This window comes from Citrobacter sp. Marseille-Q3906 (assembly GCF_916618775.1).
GTDB lineage: Bacteria > Pseudomonadota > Gammaproteobacteria > Enterobacterales > Enterobacteriaceae > Citrobacter > Citrobacter murliniae.
On the sequence record NZ_CAKAKA010000002.1, the window covers coordinates 233,816 to 252,033 of the forward strand.

Sequence of the window (18,218 nt, forward strand, 5' to 3'; positions counted from 1 at the left end):
AATCGCCGCTCTTAGTGCATCATCATGTTGTAGTTGAGGTTCCACATAATCCAGATGGAGCCCACAACCAGGATGGCGATGATAAGCACAGTAAAGACAAAGGCCGTCATGTTCCAACCTTCATCAGATTTGGTATTCATGTGCAGGAAGCACACCAGGTGCACCAGAATCTGTACCACTGCCATCGCCAGAATAGTCCCCAGAATGACGGCCGGAGAGGCAGAACCTGTCATTACCATCCAGAACGGAATGACCGTCAGGATGATCGACAGGATAAAACCTGTCATGTAGGTTTTTACGCTGCCATGGGATGCGCCGCCGCTCTCGTTAGAATGACTCATTACATCGCCCCCATCAGATAAACAACAGTGAACACACAGATCCACACCACGTCCAGGAAGTGCCAGAACAGGCTCAGGCACATGATACGGGTACGGTTAGTACTGGTAAGGCCACGACGAGCAACTTGCACCATCAACACTGCCATCCAGATAAGACCGGAGGTGACGTGCAGACCGTGGGTACCGACCAGCGCGAAGAATGCTGACAGGAAGCCGCTACGATCCGGGCCCATACCGTTAACAATCAGGTGATGGAATTCATAGAGTTCCATCCCGATAAATCCGGCACCAAACAAGAAGGTCAACGCCAGCCAGGAGATAACCTGGCTCTTGTTGTTCTTGTACATGGCGATAGCCGCCATGCCGTAAGTAATGGAGCTGAATAACAGCAGGAATGTTTCAACCAGAACGAACGGCAGTTCAAAAATGTCCTTACCTGTTGGGCCACCTGCGGTGCCGTTCACCAGAACGGCATAGGTTGCAAACAGAATAGAGAACAGAATGCAGTCGCTCATCAGGTAGATCCAAAATCCGAAGATTTTGGTCTGGCCTGCATCGTGGTGCCCGTGTTCGTGCGCGTGGGCATTCGCGTGCGTCAAAGTATCAGTTGCCATTTTTCAGCCCTGCCTTAGTAATCTCATCGAAATGCTGGTTTTCCAGTTTTTCGACTTCCGGTACCGGCACGTAGTAATCCACGTCTTCATCAAAGCTTTTCACAATCCAGCTGATGATCATGCCTGCGAAGCTTGCAATCGCCAGCCACCAGATATGCCAGATCATGGCGAAACCAAACAGTGTTGCGAAGGCGGTAATGACGATACCTGCACCGCTGTTTTTCGGCATATGAATCTCTTCATAGTGCGCAGGCTGTTTGTACGCTTCACCTTTTTCTTTCATTTCCCAGAAGGCATCACGCTCGTGAACGTGCGGCACAACGGCAAAGTTATAGAACGGAGGCGGGGAAGAGGTTGCCCATTCCAGTGTACGGCCACCCCATGGGTCACCGGTCAGGTCACGGTTCTGCTCGCGGTCGCGAATAGAAACGAAGATCTGAATCAGCTGGCACAGGATACCCAGTGCAATCAGCGCGGCACCGCAAGCGGCAACGACCAGCATCGGATGGAACTGAGGGTCAATCTGCTGGCTGAGGCGACGGGTCATCCCCATAAAGCCCAGCACGTACAGCGGCATAAATGCCACGAAGAAGCCGATGATCCAGAACCAGAATGCGCGTTTGCCCCAGGTTTCGTTCAGCGTGAAGCCGAACGCTTTTGGCCACCAGTAGGTCATACCCGCGAAGCAACCGAACACGACGCCGCCGATGATAACGTTATGGAAGTGCGCAATCAGGAACAGACTGTTGTGCAGTACGAAGTCTGCACCCGGAACCGCCAGCAGCACGCCGGTCATACCGCCGACTGAGAAGGTTACGATGAAGCCAATCGTCCACAGCATTGCTGAGTGGAATACGATGCGGCCCTGATACATGGTGAACAACCAGTTGAAGATCTTCACCCCGGTCGGGATGGCGATAATCATCGTGGTGATACCGAAGAAGGCGTTTACGTTAGCGCCCGCACCCATGGTGAAGAAGTGGTGCAGCCAAACAACGAACGACAGTACGGTGATACACACGGTTGCCCACACCAGCGAGGTGTAACCAAACAGGCGTTTACGCGAGAAGGTTGCAGCGATTTCGGAGAAAACACCGAAGACCGGCAGAACCAGAATGTACACTTCCGGATGGCCCCAGGCCCAAATCAGGTTGATGTACATCATCATGTTGCCGCCCATATCGTTGGTAAAGAAATGGGTACCCAGATAGCGATCCAGGGTCAGCAACGCGACGGTGACGGTCAGGATTGGGAAGGAGGCGATAATCAGTATGTTTGCGCACAGAGATGCCCAGCTAAATACTGGCATCTTGAACATAGTCATACCTGGTGCACGCATCTTAATGATGGTCACAAAGAAGTTGATACCGGTCAGTGTTGTACCGATACCGGACAGCTGGACCGCCCATATCCAATAATCGACCCCGACGCTTGGACTGTACTCTATTCCCGAGAGTGGCGGATACGCCAGCCAACCGGTCTGTGCGAATTCACCTACGCCCAGAGACAGGTTAACCAGGATTACGCCGACAACGGTGAACCAGAAGCTCAGGTTGTTCAGGAATGGGAATGCAACGTCACGTGCGCCGATCTGCAGTGGAACCACCAGGTTCATCAGACCGATAACAAATGGCATTGCTACGAAGAAGATCATGATCACGCCGTGAGCCGTGAAGATCTGGTCGTAGTGGTGAGGAGGCAGGAAGCCCGCTTCACCCGCAGAAGCCAGCGCTTGCTGACTACGCATCATGATGGCGTCAGCAAAGCCACGGATCAACATGACGATTGCGACGATGACATACATGATGCCAAGGCGTTTGTGGTCAACCGAAGTTAGCCACTCTTTCCACAGGTAGGTCCACTTACCAAAGTAAGTGATAAGGCCTAGTAAGGCCGCTCCACCGATGATAATGGCAGCGATCGTAACCATGACGATTGGTTCATGGAACGGGACTGCATCCAGTGTCAATTTTCCGAACATCGTATTCTTCCTCGGCCCCTTAGTGAGCGGATTCCGCGTGGCTCATGTCCATGCCTTCCATCCCTTCGTGTGCGCTGTGCTCACCTTCTGGTTTGGTCATGTCCATGCTCTTACCGTGAGCCATAAATTTGTTAATAACGTCTTTAAACAAATCCGGTTTCACGTTGGAGAAGTATTCCACCTGGTTGTATTCACTTGGCGCAGCCACTTTCTCGAACGCCGCCATGTCACTCATGGTGTTCGTGGACTGTTTCGCTTTAGCAACCCATTGGTCGAATTCGGCGCGGTCCTTTGTTGCGATAGCCTTGAATTTCATACCGGAGAAGCCTGGTCCGCTGTAGCTTGCGGAGATACCATCATAAGTACCGACTTCGTTAGCGATCAGATGCAGGCGAGTCTGCATACCGGCCATGGCATAAATCTGGCTACCCAGACGCGGGATAAAGAAGGAGTTCATCACGGAGTTGGATGTCACTTTGAATTCAACCGGAGTGTTCGCCGGGAAGGCGATTTCATTCACGGTAGCGATACCCTGTTCCGGATAGATGAAGAACCATTTCCAGTCCATGGAAACCACTTCGATGGTAATGGGCTTCTCGTCATGCGCCAGCGGTTTGCTTGGCTCAAGTGCGTGAGTGGTTTTCCAGGTGAGTACAGCAAGGAAAATGATGATCAGAATCGGCACCGTCCAGACCACAGCTTCCACTTTATTGGAGTGTGACCAGTTCGGGCTGTACTTCGCATCTTTATTGCTTGCACGGTACTTCCAGGCAAAACCAACAGCCATCAAGATGGCAGGAATAACGACAATCAACATCAGGCCAAATGCCGTCAGTATCAGTGAACGTTGTTCCAGTCCAATCTGTCCTTTAGGGTCAAGCAGCGCAGAATTACAGCCACTGAGTAATGCAGTGCCTGCAATTAATGACAACCATCCCAAACTTTTATTGTATTTCCTGAGTCTCATTTAACGACCTCAATTCCACGGGACCGGGTGGCGTTTAAAGTGTGAGGGCATTTTACGGGAAGGTTACATTACTGTAAACATCATTGGATCTGTGTTACCGGGTTCTGCCGTGCGTGTCACATATGTTGCAATATATGTCAGGTTGGCTTTAAGAACCTGTTGCAACATCATGTTATAACGAAAGCGGGTTCATGGAGAAGGCATAGAGGGCAATTGGTATAACCAATGGTAAAATAAAACAATTGTTTAACAATTGATTATCAATAAAGAGACAATTGAAGGGCGGAAAATAAATCTGTCTTGGCTGAATCGAGTAAGGAAAATAGAATTTATAAAAGGCGTCAATAATTTCCAAATTCTATGGGGCACAAAACAACAAATATTATTTTTATCAATCGTTGTTTATTTAGCCGTTATAATTACGCAGGGTGATTACAACGGCCAAATAAACCGGTCAAATTACGCCAGACGCGTTTTGCGTAGAGCCAGGTAATCCAGCAGTCCACCGAATACGATCCCACAGACGGCGATCAGGACCGCAACTTCAAGGAGTTCCGACAGGAAGGAGAAATTGGTGTAATCGAGGGCGTTCATCGTTAGCAGTAACAGCCATACAGCCAGTAGACAGCAGCCCACCAATAGCGTCATTAATGCCAGATTGTATGCTCCGCGGAATTCCGTGCGCGGGATAAAACTTTCGTTTTGCCAGCTATGTTCCAGCGTCTGACGGCAAACCAGCAACAACACGAGGCCTGGGATCGCGGCAAACACAGAGAACAGATAAAATGTTGGCCAGCCGTGCGCTTCGACAAACCAACCCGCTACCGGACCTACGTAAACGCGTCCAACTGCGGAAAGGGCTGAGAGCAGGGCGAATTGCGTTGCAGAAAAAGATTTATTACACAACGTCATTAACAGGGCGACAAACGCCGCTGTCCCCATGCCGCCGCAGAGGTTTTCGAAGAATACTGCCGCGCCCATACTGAACATGTGCTTATCAGTAATGGAAAGTAACCAGTAGCCTGCATTTGACGCCCCTTGCAGAACGCCGAAAATCAGCAATGCACGGAACAGCGACAGACGCTGCATCAGGATCCCGCCGTAGAGTGCGCCAACAATTGTGGCCAGCAGCCCCAGCGTTTTATTGACGACGCCGACTTCGCCTGCGTCAAATCCGACGCCGCGAATTAAAAATGTCGTGGTCAGGCTCATGGCGAAGGCATCGCCAAGTTTATACAGCACAATGAGCAGCAGGATAAGCCAGGCGTTGTTACGCCCAAAGAAGTCACGTAGTGGGGCGACAACCGCTTGTTCCAGCGTTTTGGGAACCGGAATAGTATCTGTGGGTTCGGGGGCCAACAGGGTGGCGATAATACAAGGAATGAGTAGTGCTGCCATCAACCAGTACATTCCTTGCCAGCCCAACCAGCGATCGGCCATCCACAGGGCCAGTCCACCGGAAACCAGCATCCCCAGGCGGTAACCCAGCACGCTGATTGCCGCGCCGGTTCCTCGCTCTTCTGCGGGCAAAACGTCCGTTTTCCATGCGTCAAAGACGATATCCTGTGAGGCTGAGCAGAACGCGATGACTACTGCGAGTGCAGCCATCCAGCGTAGTTGCGAGCCAGGTTCCAGGAGTCCCATTGCGGCGATAGAAATGAGTAGTAATAGCTGGGTAGTGAGCAGCCAGCCGCGACGTCGCCCTAAAAAAGGTGGCGTGTAGCGGTCCATAACCGGGGACCAGAGGAACTTAAAGACGTAGGCTTGGCCGACCAGAGAAAAGAAGCCGATGGTTTTAAGGTCGATATTCTCAACCGTCATCCATGCCTGGAGCGTACCGGAGGTCAGTGCGAGTGGTAAACCGGAGGCAAAGCCTAGCATCAGCAGAATAGCTGATTTCGGTTGCTGGAAAATGCGTAAATAGTGACTGGGCATGAGTATTTAAAGCTGACCCGGCGTTAGCCGGGTCAGGATGCAGAAATTAACGTGCGTTCTGCTTGATGAAATCATGAACGCTGGTGTCCTGAGACATATCAGAGATGGTGTCTGTCAGGACGCTGTTAACGGCGTCCGCAATATTTTTGTTAGAGGCCTGGAATGCGCCTTCAACAGAGTAGCTTGCGCGGTAGTTTTTCGTCATCTTGTTGCCGTTTGCCGCGGTTGCGATAATAGCGATGTCGGCTTTGGTGGCGATGTTATAGCGCACGCTACCTTGAGACACATCAGCATACAGTTGGCTAACGATGATTTGCAGGTTAACTGCACCGTTCGGACCTACCATGTAACCGCGCGCGGTCATCTGTTTCTCCAGTACTTCTTGCAGCAGGAAGCGCAGATCGCGGGAAGCAGTCAGAGTAACCAGTTGATTGTCGCGGGTCACTTTCGCCAGTGCCTGATCCTGACGCTGGTCGGCGCCGTTGATGCTGACAGTCACACCCATCAGGCTAGGATCCTGCTGCGGCAGGGTAATTCTCGGAGAAACGTTAATGGTGGTGGGTGGAGTTGCGCAGCCAGCCAACATAAACAGCGCGACTAAAGGAAAGAGGATTTTTTTAAACATGCCAGGGCTCTCAGCGAATCTAAATTGTATGGTTAGAGAAATTTCCCGCCATCATAACATCGCCAACGACGAGGGGAAGTGGGTAACGCATGTAAATTCATCGCGTTGTCCGTTTAGTTACTTTGTAGATACCATAAGTGGAGTTTTTGCAATCAAACGAACAGATGAACCAGTGAACTTCATTCGTTTGAATGAGAAAATCAGACAAACGCTAATTATTTGTTGCTTAGGTGTAATGAAAACGGTAAAAGCGGCTAGTATTTAAAGGGATGGGTGACATCTCAGCGTTGTCGGAGGAAATATTTCATGATGATTCGTGAGCAAATAGAAGAAAAATTAAGGGCAGCGTTCCAACCCGTGTTCCTCGAAGTTGTGGATGAAAGCTATCGTCACAATGTTCCGGCAGGTTCTGAAAGCCACTTTAAGGTTGTGCTGGTCAGCGATCGCTTTGCAGGTGAGCGTTTTCTTAATCGTCATCGGATGATTTACGGTACGTTAACGGCGGAGCTCTCCACAACCGTGCATGCACTAGCCCTGCATACCTACACGACTAAGGAGTGGGAAGGGTTGCAGGATACTGTTTTTGCCTCTCCTCCCTGTCGTGGAGGTGGAGCGGGAAGCATCGCGTAGAAAAACGGATTTGCAACAACCGGCGCTTTTCCAGTATGTTGCTACAGATTATGTGAAAACGGCCTACGGGCCGTTTTGTTTTGTCTGAATTCTGAGCGAGTCGTATAGTATTCAGACAAAAATTAGCCGGGAATTGTGAAAAAAGCCGCAGCAACGCGCGATAACCGTTCTCGACTCATAAAAGTGATGCCGCTATAATGCGCGTCTTATTTTTCGGAATGTCTTCGGGATGATTCTGACGACAGGGAATGTGATTGATTATGAGAACATCCCGGTTCCGCGAAGCCAACAACCTGTGCTTGCGGAGAAGAGTTGACCGAGCACTGTGATTTTTTGAGGTAACAAGATGCAAGTTTCAGTTGAAACCACTCAAGGCCTTGGCCGCCGTGTAACGATTACTATCGCTGCTGACAGCATCGAGACCGCTGTGAAAAGCGAGCTGGTCAACGTAGCGAAGAAAGTGCGTATTGACGGTTTCCGCAAGGGAAAAGTACCGATGAATGTTGTTGCTCAGCGTTATGGCGCATCTGTTCGCCAGGACGTTCTGGGTGACCTGATGAGCCGTCACTTCGTTGACGCAATCATTAAAGAAAAAATTAATCCGGCTGGCGCACCGAACTACGTTCCGGGCGAATACAAACTGGGTGAAGATTTCACTTACGCGGTAGAATTCGAAGTATACCCGGAAGTTGAATTGACCGGTCTGGAAGCTATTGAAGTTGAAAAACCAGTTGTTGAAGTGACCGACGCTGACGTTGACGTTATGCTGGACACCCTGCGTAAGCAGCAGGCAACCTGGAAAGACAAAGACGGCGCTGCTGATGCAGAAGACCGTGTAACCATCGACTTCACCGGTTCTGTAGACGGTGAAGAGTTCGAAGGCGGCAAAGCATCTGATTTCGTACTGGCGATGGGCCAGGGTCGTATGATCCCGGGCTTTGAAGAAGGTGTTAAAGGTCACAAAGCTGGCGAAGAGTTCACTATCGACGTGACCTTCCCGGAAGAGTACCACGCTGAAAACCTGAAAGGTAAAGCCGCTAAATTCGTTATCAACCTGAAAAAAGTTGAAGAACGTGAACTGCCGGAACTGACTGAAGAATTCATCAAACGTTTCGGCGTTGAAGATGGTTCCGTTGCCGGTCTGCGCGCTGAAGTGCGTAAAAACATGGAACGCGAGCTGAAAGGTGCCGTGCGTAACCGCGTTAAGACTCAGGCGATCGAAGGTCTGGTGAAAGCCAATGACATCGATGTTCCTGCTGCTCTGATTGACAACGAAATCGATGTTCTGCGTCGTCAGGCTGCTCAGCGTTTTGGTGGCAACGAGAAACAAGCTCTGGAACTGCCGCGTGAACTGTTCGAAGAACAGGCTAAACGCCGCGTAGTTGTTGGTCTGCTGCTGGGCGAAGTGATTCGTACCAATGAGCTGAAAGCTGACGAAGAGCGTGTTAAGGGCCTGATCGAAGAGATGGCTTCTGCTTACGAAGATCCGAAAGAAGTTGTTGAATTCTACAGCAAAAACAAAGAGCTGATGGAAAACATGCGCAACGTCGCTCTGGAAGAACAGGCTGTTGAAGCGGTTCTGGCGAAAGCGAAAGTGACTGAAAAAGCCACTTCTTTCAACGAGCTGATGAACCAGCAGGCGTAATTCGTCGCTTTTTTAGCACGAAATATATACGCAAGCCCGTCACCTTCAGGTGGCGGGTTTTTTTTTGTCATGGATTTTGCATGGGAAGAGTGCGAAAACAGCGTTTCAGTGTTAGCGTTACAACAAAAGATTGTTATGCTTGAATTATGGCGATGTCGTACCCATTACAGAGGGACTAGCTGATAATCCGTCCATAAGGTTACAATCAGCACAGCAGGTTTTTTCAAATTTTATCCAGGAGACGGAAATGTCATACAGCGGCGAACGAGATAACTTTGCACCCCATATGGCGCTGGTGCCGATGGTCATTGAACAGACCTCACGTGGTGAGCGCTCTTTTGATATCTATTCTCGTCTACTTAAGGAACGCGTTATTTTTCTGACTGGCCAGGTCGAAGACCATATGGCTAACCTGATTGTGGCGCAGATGCTGTTCCTGGAAGCGGAAAACCCGGAAAAAGATATCTACCTGTACATCAACTCCCCGGGTGGGGTGATTACCGCAGGGATGTCTATCTATGACACCATGCAGTTTATTAAGCCGGACGTCAGCACCATTTGTATGGGCCAGGCGGCCTCAATGGGCGCGTTCCTGCTGACTGCAGGGGCAAAAGGTAAGCGTTTTTGCCTGCCTAACTCTCGCGTCATGATCCACCAGCCTCTGGGCGGTTACCAGGGCCAGGCGACGGATATTGAAATTCATGCCCGTGAAATTCTGAAAGTGAAAGGGCGCATGAATGAACTTATGGCGCACCATACGGGTCAATCTCTTGAGCAGATTGAGCGTGATACTGAGCGCGATCGCTTCCTCTCCGCTTCTGAAGCGGTGGAGTATGGTCTGGTCGACTCGATTTTGACCCATCGTAATTGATGCCTGAGGTGCAGGTGTGCCGCTACACACTTTATCCTTAAAGTTACCTCTTTGTAGGCTGCCAGCGCTTACCCCTGTTACTTACTTATGTAAGCGGCCGGGGATTTGCTTAGTTGCCGCCTCGATGTAGCTCGAATGATTTTGTGTATATACTAATGAAGGGCGGCACAACGCTGACAAGCGGCCTTGCGCCTGAGAATGGCATTTGCGTCGTCGTGTGCGGCACAAAGAACAAAGAAGAGGTTTTGACCCATGACAGATAAACGCAAAGATGGCTCGGGCAAATTGTTGTACTGCTCTTTTTGCGGCAAAAGCCAGCATGAAGTGCGCAAGCTGATTGCCGGTCCATCCGTGTATATCTGCGACGAATGTGTTGATTTATGTAACGACATCATTCGCGAAGAGATTAAGGAAGTAGCACCGCACCGTGAACGCAGTGCGCTGCCGACGCCACACGAAATTCGCAACCACCTGGACGATTACGTTATCGGTCAGGAACAGGCGAAGAAAGTGCTGGCGGTCGCGGTATACAACCATTACAAACGTCTGCGCAATGGCGACACCAGCAATGGCGTCGAGTTGGGCAAAAGTAACATCCTGCTGATTGGCCCGACGGGTTCCGGTAAAACGCTGCTGGCTGAAACGCTGGCGCGCCTGCTGGATGTTCCGTTCACTATGGCTGATGCCACCACCCTGACCGAAGCCGGTTATGTGGGTGAAGACGTTGAAAATATCATTCAGAAACTGTTGCAGAAGTGCGATTACGACGTACAGAAAGCGCAGCGCGGGATTGTCTATATTGATGAGATCGACAAAATCTCGCGTAAATCAGACAACCCGTCTATTACGCGTGACGTTTCCGGCGAAGGCGTACAGCAGGCGCTGCTGAAACTGATCGAAGGGACAGTTGCTGCAGTTCCGCCTCAGGGGGGACGTAAGCATCCGCAGCAGGAGTTCTTGCAGGTTGACACCTCTAAGATCCTGTTTATCTGCGGTGGTGCTTTCGCAGGGCTGGATAAGGTGATTGCTAACCGTGTTGAAACCGGCTCCGGCATTGGTTTTGGTGCGACGGTAAAAGCCCAGTCTGATAAAGCCAGCGAAGGTGAACTGCTGTCGCAGGTCGAACCGGAAGATCTGATCAAGTTTGGTCTGATCCCTGAATTCATCGGTCGTCTGCCGGTTGTGGCAACTCTGAGCGAACTGAGTGAAGAAGCGCTGATCCAGATCCTGAAAGAACCGAAAAACGCCCTGACCAAACAGTATCAGGCGCTGTTCAATCTTGAAGGTGTCGATCTGGAATTCCGTGAAGAAGCTCTGGATGCGATTGCTAAAAAAGCGATGGCGCGCAAAACCGGTGCCCGTGGCCTGCGTTCTATCGTGGAAGCTGCGCTGCTCGACACAATGTACGATCTGCCTTCTATGGAAGACGTCGAAAAAGTAGTGATCGACGAGTCCGTGATCAGTGGCCAAAGCAAGCCGTTATTGATTTACGGTAAGCCGGAAGCACAGCAGGCATCTGGTGAATAATTAACCATTTTATACAATCGGTTAATCAAAAAGGGGGGATTTTATCTCCCCTTTTATTTTTCCGTAAACATGGCGTTGAATGTGTGGGAAACATCCCCATATACTGACATACATGTTAAAGGTGGTATGAAGCACAGCAATGCCATCCGATTACCTGGCGGACACTAAACTAAGAGAGAGCTCTATGAATCCTGAGCGTTCTGAACGCATTGAAATCCCCGTATTGCCGTTGCGCGATGTGGTGGTTTATCCGCACATGGTCATACCCTTATTTGTAGGGCGGGAAAAATCTATCCGTTGCCTTGAAGCGGCTATGGACCATGATAAAAAAATCATGCTGGTCGCGCAGAAAGAAGCTTCAACGGATGAGCCGGGTGTAAACGATCTTTTCACCGTCGGGACCGTGGCCTCTATTTTGCAGATGCTGAAACTGCCTGACGGCACCGTAAAAGTGCTGGTCGAGGGGTTACAGCGCGCGCGTATTTCTGCGCTGTCTGATAACGGCGAGCATTTCTCTGCGAAAGCGGAGTACCTTGATTCGCCAGCCATTGATGAGCGCGAACAGGAAGTGCTGGTGCGGACCGCAATCAGCCAGTTCGAAGGCTATATCAAGCTGAACAAGAAAATCCCACCAGAAGTGCTGACGTCGCTTAACAGCATTGACGATCCTGCGCGTCTGGCGGATACCATCGCTGCGCATATGCCGCTGAAGCTGGCTGATAAACAGTCCGTTCTGGAGATGTCCGACGTTAACGAACGTCTGGAATATCTGATGGCGATGATGGAATCTGAAATCGATCTGCTGCAGGTTGAGAAACGCATTCGCAACCGCGTTAAAAAGCAGATGGAGAAGTCCCAGCGTGAGTACTATCTGAACGAGCAAATGAAAGCCATTCAGAAAGAGCTCGGCGAGATGGACGATGCGCCGGATGAAAACGAAGCGCTGAAACGTAAGATCGACGCGGCGAAAATGCCGAAAGAGGCAAAAGAGAAAGCGGAAGCTGAACTGCAGAAGCTGAAAATGATGTCTCCAATGTCGGCAGAAGCGACTGTAGTACGTGGCTACATCGACTGGATGGTACAGGTTCCGTGGAATGCGCGTAGCAAGGTCAAAAAAGACCTGCGTCAGGCGCAGGAAATCCTTGATACCGACCATTACGGTCTGGAGCGCGTGAAAGACCGTATTCTCGAGTATCTTGCGGTTCAAAGCCGTGTGAACAAAATCAAGGGGCCGATCCTGTGCCTGGTTGGACCGCCGGGGGTGGGTAAAACCTCTCTGGGCCAGTCCATCGCTAAAGCGACCGGGCGTAAATACATTCGTATGGCGCTGGGCGGCGTGCGTGATGAGGCTGAAATTCGTGGTCACCGCCGGACTTATATTGGTTCGATGCCGGGTAAACTGATCCAGAAAATGGCCAAAGTGGGCGTTAAAAACCCGCTGTTCCTGCTTGATGAGATCGACAAAATGTCTTCCGACATGCGTGGCGATCCGGCTTCCGCACTGCTTGAAGTGTTGGATCCAGAGCAGAACGTGGCGTTCAGCGATCACTACCTGGAAGTGGATTACGATCTCAGCGACGTCATGTTCGTTGCGACCTCTAACTCCATGAACATTCCGGCGCCGTTGCTGGATCGTATGGAAGTGATCCGTCTGTCCGGTTATACCGAAGACGAGAAGCTGAATATCGCCAAACGTCACCTGCTGCCGAAGCAGATTGAGCGTAACGCGCTGAAAAAAGGCGAGCTGACGGTCGACGATAGCGCCATTGTGGGCATTATTCGTTACTACACTCGTGAAGCAGGCGTACGTAGTCTGGAGCGTGAAATCTCCAAACTGTGCCGTAAAGCGGTTAAACAACTGTTGCTCGATAAGTCACTGAAGCATATCGAAATCAATGGCGATAACCTGCATGATTACCTGGGGGTACAGCGCTTTGACTACGGTCGTGCGGACAACGAAAACCGCGTTGGTCAGGTTACGGGGCTGGCATGGACGGAAGTAGGTGGCGATCTGCTGACCATTGAAACCGCTTGTGTACCGGGTAAAGGCAAGCTGACCTACACCGGTTCTCTGGGTGAAGTGATGCAGGAATCCATTCAGGCAGCGCTGACCGTGGTTCGTGCGCGTGCGGAAAAACTGGGCATTAATCCGGATTTTTACGAAAAACGCGACATCCACGTCCACGTACCTGAAGGGGCAACACCGAAAGATGGTCCGAGTGCGGGTATTGCCATGTGTACTGCGCTGGTGTCTTGTCTGACTGGTAACCCGGTGCGTGCAGATGTAGCAATGACCGGCGAGATCACTCTGCGTGGTCAGGTTCTGCCTATCGGTGGTTTGAAAGAAAAATTGCTGGCAGCACACCGTGGCGGCATCAAAACGGTCTTAATTCCAGATGAAAACAAACGTGACCTGGAAGAGATTCCGGACAACGTAATTGCCGATCTGGACATCCATCCGGTGAAACGCATTGAGGAAGTTCTGACTCTCGCACTGCAAAATGAACCGTCTGGAATGCAGGTTGTAGCGGCAAAATAGTGACCTCGCGCAAAGAGCACTAATAAAAACAGGGCTGGCAGGTCATTTCGGACTTGCCAGCCTTTTTTTGTATAGCTAATTTAGATGACGGATTAGGTCTGCCATCATTAACGGGTGTTGTAAGGGCATGGCAGGCCTGATATAACTGCTGCGCGTTCGCACTTTGAAGGATTCAGGTGCGATATAAATTATAAAGAGGAAGAGAAGAGTGAATAAATCTCAACTGATCGACAAAATTGCTGCAGGGGCTGATATCTCTAAAGCTGCGGCTGGCCGTGCGTTAGATGCAATTATTGCTTCTGTTACCGAATCTCTGAAAGAGGGTGATGACGTAGCGCTGGTAGGTTTTGGTACTTTTGCCGTTAAAGAGCGTGCTGCCCGTACTGGTCGCAACCCGCAAACTGGTAAAGAGATCACCATCGCCGCGGCAAAAGTACCGGGTTTCCGTGCAGGTAAAGCACTGAAAGACGCGGTAAACTAAGAGTGATCCCCTTGGGGATGTGACAAAGTACAAGGGCGCATCAACTGATGTGCCTTTTTTATTTCCCATTCCGGGACTTTCTACGTGTTGTGGGCTGACAATTGCCCCTGTTTCTTGTCACAATAGACCTTTCCGCGCAGCGTTCAGAAAACGCTATGCTGCGTGAGGTATACAGTCACCTACAGCGGAGTGTGGTTACACCATGATGGACAGCTTACGCACGGCTGCTAACAGTCTCGTGCTCAAGATTATTTTCGGTATCATTATCGTGTCGTTCATTTTGACCGGCGTGAGTGGTTACCTGATTGGCGGAAGCAACAACTACGCCGCAAAAGTGAATGGCCAGGAAATTAGCCGCGGGCAGTTTGAGAATGCGTTTAACAGCGAACGTAATCGCATGCAGCAGCAGTTGGGCGATCAGTACTCTGAACTGGCGGCAAACGAAGGCTACATGAAAACGCTGCGTCAGCAGGTGTTGAATCGTCTTGTGGACGAGGCTCTACTGGATCAGTACTCCCGTGAGCTTAAGCTCAGCATCAGCGACGAGCAGGTTAAACAGGCTATTTTTGCTACTCCTGCTTTCCAGGTTGATGGCAAATTTGATAACAACCGCTACAACGCGATTGTGAATCAGATGGGGATGACTGCAGACCAGTATGCTCAGGCACTGCGTAACCAGCTCACCACGCAGCAACTGATCAACGGCGTTGCCGGGACAGATTTCATGCTGAAAGGTGAAACGGATGAGCTGGCGGCGCTGGTCGCACAACAACGTGTCGTGCGTGAAGCGACGATTGACGTCAACGCCCTTGCTGCGAAGCAATCGGTGACCGACCAGGAAGTAGCCAGCTACTACGAGCAGAATAAAAATCGCTTTATGACGCCGGAGCAGTTCCGTGTGAGTTACATCAAGCTGGATGCTGCAGCAATGCAGGAAACAGCCAGCGATGCTGATATTCAGTCTTACTATGACCAGCATCAGGATCAGTTCACCCAACCTCAGCGTAGCCGTTACAGCATCATTCAGACTAAAACGGAAGATGAAGCCAAAGCGGTACTGGATGCGCTGAACAAAGGCGGTGATTTTGCCGCTCTGGCCAAAGAAAAATCCGCCGACATTATCTCTGCCCGTAACGGCGGTGATATGGGATGGCTGGAAGAATCTACTACGCCGGATGAGTTGAAAAATGCTGGCCTGAAAGAAAAAGGTCAGCTGTCAGGTGTGATCAAATCTTCGGTTGGTTTCCTCGTTGCCCGCCTGGACGATATCCAGCCAGCACAGGTTAAACCTCTGAGCGAAGCGCGTGATGATATCGCGGCGAAAGTGAAGCAGGAAAAAGCGCTGGATGCTTACTATGCGTTGCAACAGAAAGTTAGCGATGCTGCAAGTAACGATAACGAATCCCTGGCGGGGGCTGAGCAGGCTGCTGGCATGAAAGCGGTCGAAACGGGCTGGTTTAGCCGTGACACCCTGCCGGAAGAGCTGAATTTCAAACCTGTCTCTGACATCATTTTTAACGGTGGTCTGATTGGTGAGAATGGTTCTCCGGGCAGTAATTCTGACATCATCACAGTGGATGGCGATCGTGCGTTTGTGCTGCGTATTGCGGAGCATAAAGCAGAGGCTGTTAAGCCACTGGCGGATGTGAAAGAGCAGGTCATCGCGCTCGTTAAGCATAATAAAGCTGAGCAACAGGCGAAACTGGATGCAGACAAACTGCTGACTGAGCTGAAAGCCGGTAAAGGTGATGAAGCAATGAAAGCAGCCGGTCTTAGCTTCGGCGAAGAGAAGACGCTGAGCCGAACTGGCCAGGATCCCGTGAGTCAGGCTGCATTTGGCCTGGGGCTGCCTGCGAAAGACAAGCCGAGCTACGGCGTGGCGAACGATATGCAGGGCAATGTAGTTCTGCTGGCGCTGGAAGAAGTGAAAGCGGGTTCTATGCCTGAGCAGCAGAAGAAAGCGATGGTTCAGGGGATTACCCAGAATAACGCACAGATTGTCTTCGAAGCGCTGATGAGCAACCTGCGTAAAGCTGCAAAAATTAAAGTCGGTGATGCGCTGGAACAGCAGCAGTAACCGAGGCTCTTCGCAAAAAATTGCAAAAAATTGTATTCCCCAAAGGCCGCTTTCGCGGCCTTTTCCATTTCTGATATTTGCTATTTGTCTGCTGTTCTTCACCTCGCTATCGTGACTCTACTGTTAACAAACAAGGAGCAAACAGTATGAAACATGGAATCAAAGCACTGCTTATTACCCTTTCGTTGACTTGTGTGGGTATGACACAAAGTGCGCTGGCGGCGGAACCTGTCGCAAACAGTCAGATGACCCAGACCAAAGCAGATACCTCTGGTGCGGCGCATGGAAAAGCAACTGCACCGGCAAAATCCAGCGATGATGAAGGCACCAGGGTAAGTATCAATACAGCCTCTGCGGAGGATTTAGCGCGGGTTATGAATGGTGTGGGATTGAAGAAGGCGCAGGCGATAGTCAGTTATCGGGAGGAGTACGGACCGTTTAAAACCGTCGATGATTTAAAGCAGGTGCCGGGAATGGGAAGTTCACTGGTGGAACGTAATCTGGCATTTTTAACACTTTAATAACTTGCGCAGTGGCAAAAATTTGCCAGACTATAGAGGTCATACCAGTTATGACCTCTATACTCGTCGCCTTTCAAGCTGTAGATGCGTTGGTTACGCTCACTTGCCCGAATTATACGCTTGCTGCGTTACTCGGTCTGCGACCTCCCTCTTAGGGGCCAGCGCAAGCGCTGTTCAAAACACAGCGTGTTTTGTCCTGCAACTCGAAATCCTTAGAGTATGTTCTTATAAAAAAATTAGGGTTCCCGCGCTATGCAAACACAGATTAAAGTCCGTGGTTATCATCTCGATGTCTATCAGCACGTCAACAATGCCCGTTATCTTGAGTTTCTGGAAGAAGCCCGCTGGGACGGTCTTGAAAACAGTGACAGCTTTCAGTGGATGACCGCACACAACATCGCTTTTGTGGTGGTTAACATCAATATTAACTACCGGCGTCCTGCTGTGCTGAGCGATCTGCTGACCATAACCAGCCAGGTACAACAGTTAAACGGAAAAAGTGGAGTTTTAAACCAGACAATCACTCTGGAGCCGGAAGGGCAGGTCGTAGCCGATGCGTTAATTACTTTTGTCTGCATTGATTTGAAAACTCAGAAAGCGCTACCGCTGGAAGGAGAGTTGCGAGAAAAGCTGGAGCAGATGGTGCAGTAATTGTCGGTTGCCTGATGGCGTTTTTCTTATCAGGCCCAGAAGTTCATTATTTGTAAGCCGGATTAGGCGGTTATGCCGCAATCCGGCTCAATTCAAAAATTACTTTAACCCGGTCTTGCGCTTCATTGCAGCCATAATCTCGGATTTATCCGCCAGATAATGGTTCAGACCGTTAGCGCGCAGATTACAGGCGGCACAATGACCACAACCGTCGCCCTTAATTCCGTTGTAGCAGGTCAGTGTCTCATTACGCACCAGATCCAGCTTGCCCCAGTAATCGGCCAGCGCCCAGGTTTCAGCTTTATCAATCCACATCAGCGGGGTTTCAAAGCGGATGTCTTTTGCCATCCCCAGACTAACGGCATGGTTCAGCGCTTTGACAAATTCATCGCGACAATCCGGATAACCGGAGAAATCGGTTTCGCAGACGCCGGTAATGACAGCCTCCGCTTTCACCTGGTAAGCATAAATAGCCGCCAGCGTTAAAAACAGAATATTGCGCCCTGGCACAAAGGTATTGGGGATGCCGTCAGCATCCGGTTCATAATCCGGAACCGGAATATTATCCCGGGTCAGACTACTGACAGCCAGTTCGCTGAGCAGCGTGACATCAAGGACTTTGTGTGCACGGGCACCAAGTTTTAAGGCCAGGTCACGTGCGACATCAATCTCAGCGCGATGGCGCTGACCATAATCAAAGGTCACGCAGTGCACTTCATCATACTGATGCAGCGCTTGCGCCAGACAAGTGGTGGAGTCCTGACCTCCACTAAATACTACAACGGCACGTTTCATGGCTTTTCCTGACAAATA

General features: G+C 50.5%; 16 protein-coding genes. 9 read left to right on the plus strand and 7 right to left on the minus strand.

All coding sequences use genetic code 11. From position 1 onward, the window contains the following. Positions 1-11 precede the first annotated feature (11 nt). The 6 genes from LG384_RS05405 to LG384_RS05430 form a co-directional block, all read right to left on the minus strand. On the minus strand, positions 12-341 hold the full coding sequence (locus LG384_RS05405) for a cytochrome o ubiquinol oxidase subunit IV (protein WP_045440536.1): 330 nt from the start codon (positions 339-341) through the stop codon (positions 12-14). Continuing rightward, the gene (locus LG384_RS05410; protein WP_045440539.1) at positions 341-955 is read right to left on the minus strand and encodes a cytochrome o ubiquinol oxidase subunit III; all 615 of its coding nucleotides are present in this window, start codon (positions 953-955) and stop codon (positions 341-343) included. Before LG384_RS05410 ends, LG384_RS05405 begins: the two co-directional genes overlap by 1 nt. Further along, complete coding sequence (cyoB, locus tag LG384_RS05415) at positions 945-2,936, minus strand: cytochrome o ubiquinol oxidase subunit I (protein ID WP_003831008.1); 1,992 nt, start codon at positions 2,934-2,936, stop codon at positions 945-947. Before cyoB ends, LG384_RS05410 begins: the two co-directional genes overlap by 11 nt. Before the next feature lie 19 nt (positions 2,937-2,955). Continuing rightward, positions 2,956-3,903, minus strand: coding sequence for a cytochrome o ubiquinol oxidase subunit II (cyoA, locus tag LG384_RS05420; RefSeq protein ID WP_045440542.1), 948 nt, complete (start codon positions 3,901-3,903; stop codon positions 2,956-2,958). Positions 3,904-4,362: 459 nt separating this feature from the next. Further along, positions 4,363-5,838 carry a muropeptide MFS transporter AmpG gene (gene ampG / locus LG384_RS05425; protein WP_225760586.1) on the minus strand — a complete coding sequence of 492 codons (1,476 nt, stop codon included), beginning with the start codon at positions 5,836-5,838 and terminating at the stop codon, positions 4,363-4,365. Positions 5,839-5,884: 46 nt separating this feature from the next. Further along, on the minus strand, positions 5,885-6,463 hold the full coding sequence (locus LG384_RS05430) for a lipoprotein (RefSeq protein WP_045440546.1): 579 nt from the start codon (positions 6,461-6,463) through the stop codon (positions 5,885-5,887). Between the two features lie 306 nt (positions 6,464-6,769). On the opposite strand from LG384_RS05430, the gene bolA reads away from it, so the two are divergent. From bolA to fadM, 9 genes are all read left to right on the plus strand, one after another. Continuing rightward, positions 6,770-7,093, plus strand: a complete 324-nt coding sequence (gene bolA, locus LG384_RS05435) for a transcriptional regulator BolA (protein ID WP_045440548.1) — start codon at positions 6,770-6,772, stop codon at positions 7,091-7,093. 346 nt (positions 7,094-7,439) lie between these two features. After that, on the plus strand, positions 7,440-8,738 hold the full coding sequence (tig, locus tag LG384_RS05440) for a trigger factor (RefSeq protein ID WP_045440551.1): 1,299 nt from the start codon (positions 7,440-7,442) through the stop codon (positions 8,736-8,738). A gap of 247 nt (positions 8,739-8,985) precedes the next feature. Further along, positions 8,986-9,609 carry an ATP-dependent Clp endopeptidase proteolytic subunit ClpP gene (clpP, locus tag LG384_RS05445; RefSeq protein ID WP_003021624.1) on the plus strand — a complete coding sequence of 208 codons (624 nt, stop codon included), beginning with the start codon at positions 8,986-8,988 and terminating at the stop codon, positions 9,607-9,609. A gap of 252 nt (positions 9,610-9,861) precedes the next feature. Further along, entirely contained in the window at positions 9,862-11,136 is a 1,275-nt protein-coding gene (gene clpX, locus LG384_RS05450) for an ATP-dependent protease ATP-binding subunit ClpX (RefSeq protein WP_045440553.1), read from the plus strand. 184 nt (positions 11,137-11,320) lie between these two features. Further along, the gene (lon, locus tag LG384_RS05455) at positions 11,321-13,675 is read left to right on the plus strand and encodes an endopeptidase La (RefSeq protein ID WP_045440556.1); all 2,355 of its coding nucleotides are present in this window, start codon (positions 11,321-11,323) and stop codon (positions 13,673-13,675) included. A 190-nt stretch (positions 13,676-13,865) separates the two neighbouring features. Next, positions 13,866-14,156, plus strand: a complete 291-nt coding sequence (gene hupB / locus LG384_RS05460; protein ID WP_219352570.1) for a nucleoid-associated protein HU-beta — start codon at positions 13,866-13,868, stop codon at positions 14,154-14,156. Between the two features lie 202 nt (positions 14,157-14,358). Further along, a complete protein-coding gene (gene ppiD, locus LG384_RS05465) occupies positions 14,359-16,233 on the plus strand; it encodes a peptidylprolyl isomerase (RefSeq protein WP_045440559.1) in 1,875 nt (624 codons plus the stop codon). A gap of 146 nt (positions 16,234-16,379) precedes the next feature. After that, the gene (locus LG384_RS05470; RefSeq protein ID WP_045440561.1) at positions 16,380-16,754 is read left to right on the plus strand and encodes a helix-hairpin-helix domain-containing protein; all 375 of its coding nucleotides are present in this window, start codon (positions 16,380-16,382) and stop codon (positions 16,752-16,754) included. Between the two features lie 252 nt (positions 16,755-17,006). Further along, positions 17,007-17,405, plus strand: a complete 399-nt coding sequence (fadM, locus tag LG384_RS05475) for a long-chain acyl-CoA thioesterase FadM (RefSeq protein ID WP_045440562.1) — start codon at positions 17,007-17,009, stop codon at positions 17,403-17,405. A 99-nt stretch (positions 17,406-17,504) separates the two neighbouring features. On the opposite strand, the gene queC is transcribed toward fadM, so the two are convergent. Continuing rightward, the gene (gene queC, locus LG384_RS05480) at positions 17,505-18,200 is read right to left on the minus strand and encodes a 7-cyano-7-deazaguanine synthase QueC (RefSeq protein WP_045440563.1); all 696 of its coding nucleotides are present in this window, start codon (positions 18,198-18,200) and stop codon (positions 17,505-17,507) included. Positions 18,201-18,218: the final 18 nt, after the last annotated feature.

What these genes read in the sequence shown, in the direction of transcription:
- LG384_RS05405 (WP_045440536.1), bottom strand. Translation starts at nt 341, where the DNA reads ATGAGTCATTCTAACGAGAGCGGCGGCGCATCCCATGGCAGCGTAAAA.
- LG384_RS05410 (WP_045440539.1), bottom strand. Translation starts at nt 955, where the DNA reads ATGGCAACTGATACTTTGACGCACGCGAATGCCCACGCGCACGAACAC.
- cyoB (WP_003831008.1), bottom strand. Translation starts at nt 2,936, where the DNA reads ATGTTCGGAAAATTGACACTGGATGCAGTCCCGTTCCATGAACCAATC.
- cyoA (WP_045440542.1), bottom strand. Translation starts at nt 3,903, where the DNA reads ATGAGACTCAGGAAATACAATAAAAGTTTGGGATGGTTGTCATTAATT.
- ampG (WP_225760586.1), bottom strand. Translation starts at nt 5,838, where the DNA reads ATGCCCAGTCACTATTTACGCATTTTCCAGCAACCGAAATCAGCTATT.
- LG384_RS05430 (WP_045440546.1), bottom strand. Translation starts at nt 6,463, where the DNA reads ATGTTTAAAAAAATCCTCTTTCCTTTAGTCGCGCTGTTTATGTTGGCT.
- bolA (WP_045440548.1), top strand. Translation starts at nt 6,770, where the DNA reads ATGATGATTCGTGAGCAAATAGAAGAAAAATTAAGGGCAGCGTTCCAA.
- tig (WP_045440551.1), top strand. Translation starts at nt 7,440, where the DNA reads ATGCAAGTTTCAGTTGAAACCACTCAAGGCCTTGGCCGCCGTGTAACG.
- clpP (WP_003021624.1), top strand. Translation starts at nt 8,986, where the DNA reads ATGTCATACAGCGGCGAACGAGATAACTTTGCACCCCATATGGCGCTG.
- clpX (WP_045440553.1), top strand. Translation starts at nt 9,862, where the DNA reads ATGACAGATAAACGCAAAGATGGCTCGGGCAAATTGTTGTACTGCTCT.
- lon (WP_045440556.1), top strand. Translation starts at nt 11,321, where the DNA reads ATGAATCCTGAGCGTTCTGAACGCATTGAAATCCCCGTATTGCCGTTG.
- ppiD (WP_045440559.1), top strand. Translation starts at nt 14,359, where the DNA reads ATGATGGACAGCTTACGCACGGCTGCTAACAGTCTCGTGCTCAAGATT.
- LG384_RS05470 (WP_045440561.1), top strand. Translation starts at nt 16,380, where the DNA reads ATGAAACATGGAATCAAAGCACTGCTTATTACCCTTTCGTTGACTTGT.
- fadM (WP_045440562.1), top strand. Translation starts at nt 17,007, where the DNA reads ATGCAAACACAGATTAAAGTCCGTGGTTATCATCTCGATGTCTATCAG.
- queC (WP_045440563.1), bottom strand. Translation starts at nt 18,200, where the DNA reads ATGAAACGTGCCGTTGTAGTATTTAGTGGAGGTCAGGACTCCACCACT.